Consider the following 5,793-nt stretch of genomic DNA (forward strand, 5'->3'; position numbering starts at 1 on the left):
CTGAGTTCGGGATGGGATCAGGTGGTTCCAATGCTCTATGGTCGTCAAGAAATTCTGTGTACCGACTCGTTGCGTTAGCAACGCGCCAGTAAAATTCATGGACTTCTACATAAACAAAACCCCTGTCTGCATACGCAAACAGGGGTTCTGGAATTTAATCTTGACGATGACCTACTCTCACATGGGGAAACCCCACACTACCATCGGCGATGCATCGTTTCACTACTGAGTTCGGGATGGGATCAGGTGGTTCCAATGCTCTATGGTCGTCAAGAAATTCGGGTACTGACTCGTGGCCGGTTGGCCTCGCTTCAGCAAATTGGGTATGTGACAGCTGTCGGTGTCTTGTGATCGTCGAACTTTCGGTTCATTGCGTCTTCACACACCGCAATCTGGCTTTCTAAGCTCAAATTGCTTGGGTGTTATATGGTCAAGCCTCACGGGCAATTAGTATCGGTTAGCTCAACGCCTCACAGCGCTTACACACCCGACCTATCAACGTCGTAGTCTTCGACGGCCCTTCAGGGAACTCAAGGTTCCAGTGAGATCTCATCTTGAGGCTAGTTTCCCGCTTAGATGCTTTCAGCGGTTATCTATTCCGAACATAGCTACCCGGCAATGCCACTGGCGTGACAACCGGAACACCAGAGGTTCGTCCACTCCGGTCCTCTCGTACTAGGAGCAGCCCCTCTCAAATCTCAAACGTCCACGGCAGATAGGGACCGAACTGTCTCACGACGTTCTAAACCCAGCTCGCGTACCACTTTAAATGGCGAACAGCCATACCCTTGGGACCGGCTTCAGCCCCAGGATGTGATGAGCCGACATCGAGGTGCCAAACACCGCCGTCGATATGAACTCTTGGGCGGTATCAGCCTGTTATCCCCGGAGTACCTTTTATCCGTTGAGCGATGGCCCTTCCATACAGAACCACCGGATCACTAAGACCTACTTTCGTACCTGCTCGACGTGTCTGTCTCGCAGTCAAGCGCGCTTTTGCCTTTATACTCTACGACCGATTTCCGACCGGTCTGAGCGCACCTTCGTACTCCTCCGTTACTCTTTAGGAGGAGACCGCCCCAGTCAAACTACCCACCATACACTGTCCTCGATCCGGATAACGGACCTGAGTTAGAACCTCAAAGTTGCCAGGGTGGTATTTCAAGGATGGCTCCACGCAGACTGGCGTCCACGCTTCAAAGCCTCCCACCTATCCTACACAAGCAAATTCAAAGTCCAGTGCAAAGCTATAGTAAAGGTTCACGGGGTCTTTCCGTCTAGCCGCGGATACACTGCATCTTCACAGCGATTTCAATTTCACTGAGTCTCGGGTGGAGACAGCGCCGCCATCGTTACGCCATTCGTGCAGGTCGGAACTTACCCGACAAGGAATTTCGCTACCTTAGGACCGTTATAGTTACGGCCGCCGTTTACCGGGGCTTCGATCAAGAGCTTCGCGTTAGCTAACCCCATCAATTAACCTTCCGGCACCGGGCAGGCGTCACACCCTATACGTCCACTTTCGTGTTTGCAGAGTGCTGTGTTTTTAATAAACAGTCGCAGCGGCCTGGTATCTTCGACCGGCATGGGCTTACGGAGCAAGTCCTTCACCCTCACCGGCGCACCTTCTCCCGAAGTTACGGTGCCATTTTGCCTAGTTCCTTCACCCGAGTTCTCTCAAGCGCCTTGGTATTCTCTACCCAACCACCTGTGTCGGTTTGGGGTACGGTTCCTGGTTATCTGAAGCTTAGAAGCTTTTCTTGGAAGCATGGCATCAACCACTTCGCTAACTAAAAGTTAGCTCGTCATCAGCTCTCGGCCTTGAAACCCCGGATTTACCTAAGATTTCAGCCTACCACCTTAAACTTGGACAACCAACGCCAAGCTGGCCTAGCCTTCTCCGTCCCTCCATCGCAATAACCAGAAGTACAGGAATATTAACCTGTTTTCCATCGACTACGCTTTTCAGCCTCGCCTTAGGGACCGACTAACCCTGCGTCGATTAACGTTGCGCAGGAAACCTTGGTCTTTCGGCGTGGGTGTTTTTCACACCCATTGTCGTTACTCATGTCAGCATTCGCACTTCTGATACCTCCAGCAAGCTTCTCAACTCACCTTCACAGGCTTACAGAACGCTCCTCTACCGCATCACTTACGTGATACCCGTAGCTTCGGTGTATGGTTTGAGCCCCGTTACATCTTCCGCGCAGGCCGACTCGACTAGTGAGCTATTACGCTTTCTTTAAAGGGTGGCTGCTTCTAAGCCAACCTCCTAGCTGTCTAAGCCTTCCCACATCGTTTCCCACTTAACCATAACTTTGGGACCTTAGCTGACGGTCTGGGTTGTTTCCCTTTTCACGACGGACGTTAGCACCCGCCGTGTGTCTCCCATGCTCGGCACTTGTAGGTATTCGGAGTTTGCATCGGTTTGGTAAGTCGGGATGACCCCCTAGCCGAAACAGTGCTCTACCCCCTACAGTGATACATGAGGCGCTACCTAAATAGCTTTCGAGGAGAACCAGCTATCTCCGAGCTTGATTAGCCTTTCACTCCGATCCACAGGTCATCCGCTAACTTTTCAACGGTAGTCGGTTCGGTCCTCCAGTCAGTGTTACCTAACCTTCAACCTGCCCATGGATAGATCGCCCGGTTTCGGGTCTATACCCAGCGACTAAACGCCCTATTAAGACTCGCTTTCGCTACGCCTCCCCTATTCGGTTAAGCTCGCCACTGAATATAAGTCGCTGACCCATTATACAAAAGGTACGCAGTCACAGAACGAAGTCTGCTCCCACTGCTTGTACGCATACGGTTTCAGGATCTATTTCACTCCCCTCTCCGGGGTTCTTTTCGCCTTTCCCTCACGGTACTAGTTCACTATCGGTCAGTCAGTAGTATTTAGCCTTGGAGGATGGTCCCCCCATATTCAGACAAAGTTTCTCGTGCTCCGTCCTACTCGATTTCATGACTAAGAGACTTTCGCGTACAGGGCTATCACCCACTATGGCCGCACTTTCCAGAGCGTTCCGCTAATCTCAAAGCCACTTAAGGGCTAGTCCCCGTTCGCTCGCCACTACTAAGGGAATCTCGGTTGATTTCTTTTCCTCAGGGTACTTAGATGTTTCAGTTCCCCTGGTTCGCTTCTTGCACCTATGTATTCAGTACAAGATAACCATCTTATGATGGCTGGGTTCCCCCATTCAGACATCTCCGGATCAAAGTCTGTTTGCCGACTCCCCGAAGCTTTTCGCAGGCTACCACGTCTTTCATCGCCTCTGACTGCCAAGGCATCCACCGTATGCGCTTCTTCACTTGACCATATAACCCCAAGCAATCTGGTTATACTGTGAAGACGACATTCGCCGAAAATTCGAATTTCTCAACTAAGAGAACTCACAAATTTTACCTTAGCCTGATCCGTTACCAGTGAAAGTAACGTTCAGTCTATCTTTCTATCACATACCCAAATTTTTAAAGAACGATCTAATCAAAGACTAGAAATCAACATTCACCATCGCAGTGATGGAATGCTCATTTCTAAGCTTTAAACGCTAGAAGCAGTAGTGGTGGAGCCAAGCGGGATCGAACCGCTGACCTCCTGCGTGCAAGGCAGGCGCTCTCCCAGCTGAGCTATGGCCCCGTATTTCTACAGGCGTTTCCCACACAAAATTGGTGGGTCTGGGCAGATTCGAACTGCCGACCTCACCCTTATCAGGGGTGCGCTCTAACCAACTGAGCTACAGACCCAATTTCGGGCTGCTTCTTTATCGTCTTCTTCAATGAATCAAGCAATTCGTGTGGGAGCTTATGGAGCAGCTGATGTCGTCGATTAAGGAGGTGATCCAGCCGCAGGTTCCCCTACGGCTACCTTGTTACGACTTCACCCCAGTCATGAATCACACCGTGGTAACCGTCCCCCCGAAGGTTAGACTAGCTACTTCTGGTGCAACCCACTCCCATGGTGTGACGGGCGGTGTGTACAAGGCCCGGGAACGTATTCACCGCGACATTCTGATTCGCGATTACTAGCGATTCCGACTTCACGCAGTCGAGTTGCAGACTGCGATCCGGACTACGATCGGTTTTATGGGATTAGCTCCACCTCGCGGCTTGGCAACCCTTTGTACCGACCATTGTAGCACGTGTGTAGCCCAGGCCGTAAGGGCCATGATGACTTGACGTCATCCCCACCTTCCTCCGGTTTGTCACCGGCAGTCTCCTTAGAGTGCCCACCATTACGTGCTGGTAACTAAGGACAAGGGTTGCGCTCGTTACGGGACTTAACCCAACATCTCACGACACGAGCTGACGACAGCCATGCAGCACCTGTCTCAATGTTCCCGAAGGCACCAATCCATCTCTGGAAAGTTCATTGGATGTCAAGGCCTGGTAAGGTTCTTCGCGTTGCTTCGAATTAAACCACATGCTCCACCGCTTGTGCGGGCCCCCGTCAATTCATTTGAGTTTTAACCTTGCGGCCGTACTCCCCAGGCGGTCAACTTAATGCGTTAGCTGCGCCACTAAAGACTCAAGGTCCCCAACGGCTAGTTGACATCGTTTACGGCGTGGACTACCAGGGTATCTAATCCTGTTTGCTCCCCACGCTTTCGCACCTCAGTGTCAGTATCAGTCCAGGTGGTCGCCTTCGCCACTGGTGTTCCTTCCTATATCTACGCATTTCACCGCTACACAGGAAATTCCACCACCCTCTACCATACTCTAGTCAGTCAGTTTTGAATGCAGTTCCCAGGTTGAGCCCGGGGATTTCACATCCAACTTAACAAACCACCTACGCGCGCTTTACGCCCAGTAATTCCGATTAACGCTTGCACCCTCTGTATTACCGCGGCTGCTGGCACAGAGTTAGCCGGTGCTTATTCTGTCGGTAACGTCAAAATTGCAGAGTATTAATCTACAACCCTTCCTCCCAACTTAAAGTGCTTTACAATCCGAAGACCTTCTTCACACACGCGGCATGGCTGGATCAGGCTTTCGCCCATTGTCCAATATTCCCCACTGCTGCCTCCCGTAGGAGTCTGGACCGTGTCTCAGTTCCAGTGTGACTGATCATCCTCTCAGACCAGTTACGGATCGTCGCCTTGGTGAGCCTTTACCCCACCAACTAGCTAATCCGACCTAGGCTCATCTGATAGCGCAAGGCCCGAAGGTCCCCTGCTTTCTCCCGTAGGACGTATGCGGTATTAGCGTCCGTTTCCGGACGTTATCCCCCACTACCAGGCAGATTCCTAGGCATTACTCACCCGTCCGCCGCTCTCAAGAGAAGCAAGCTTCTCTCTACCGCTCGACTTGCATGTGTTAGGCCTGCCGCCAGCGTTCAATCTGAGCCATGATCAAACTCTTCAGTTCAAACATCTTTGGGTTTTTAAGAAACCCTAAACTTGGCTCAGCAATCGTTGGTTACATCTTTGATTTCTCGCGGAGTAACTTGTGATGCTGATAATCTTGTTGACTATCAGTCTGATTCCACAAGCACCCACACGAATTGCTTGATTCAGTTGTTAAAGAGCGGTTGGTTAAGAGCTTTCGTCTCAACCGAGGCGCGCATTCTACAGCAGCCTCATTTGCTGTCAAGTGATTATTTTCAGAAGTTTTCGAAGATTTCTTCAACAACTTCAACCACTTGCGCTTCCGATCTCTCGTTAGCGGGAGGCGAATTCTACAGCGTTACACGCTGCTGTCAACACCTCTTTTTCTCCGCTTTCGACCGAGAGGATCGAAACGTCAATAGAGCCAAACAACACCGCTCTACCAACTCCCTCCAGGCTTCGATGA

At 51.1% G+C, this 5,793-nt stretch carries 2 tRNA genes and 4 rRNA genes; all 6 read right to left on the reverse strand.

Going from position 1 to position 5,793, the window contains the following annotated elements:
* Positions 1–49, reverse strand: a 5S ribosomal RNA gene (gene rrf / locus ACW9IB_RS29105); the annotation flags it as partial.
* Positions 50–158: 109 nt separating this feature from the next.
* Positions 159–274, reverse strand: a 5S ribosomal RNA gene (gene rrf, locus ACW9IB_RS29110).
* 152 nt (positions 275–426) lie between these two features.
* Positions 427–3,318 (reverse strand): 23S ribosomal RNA (locus ACW9IB_RS29115).
* Positions 3,319–3,564: 246 nt separating this feature from the next.
* Positions 3,565–3,640: transfer RNA gene (locus tag ACW9IB_RS29120), tRNA-Ala, on the reverse strand.
* Between the two features lie 30 nt (positions 3,641–3,670).
* Positions 3,671–3,747 (reverse strand) — tRNA-Ile (locus tag ACW9IB_RS29125).
* Between the two features lie 83 nt (positions 3,748–3,830).
* Positions 3,831–5,367 (reverse strand): 16S ribosomal RNA (locus tag ACW9IB_RS29130).
* Positions 5,368–5,793 lie beyond the last annotated feature (426 nt).

This window comes from Pseudomonas sp. SDO524_S393, assembly GCF_054071875.1.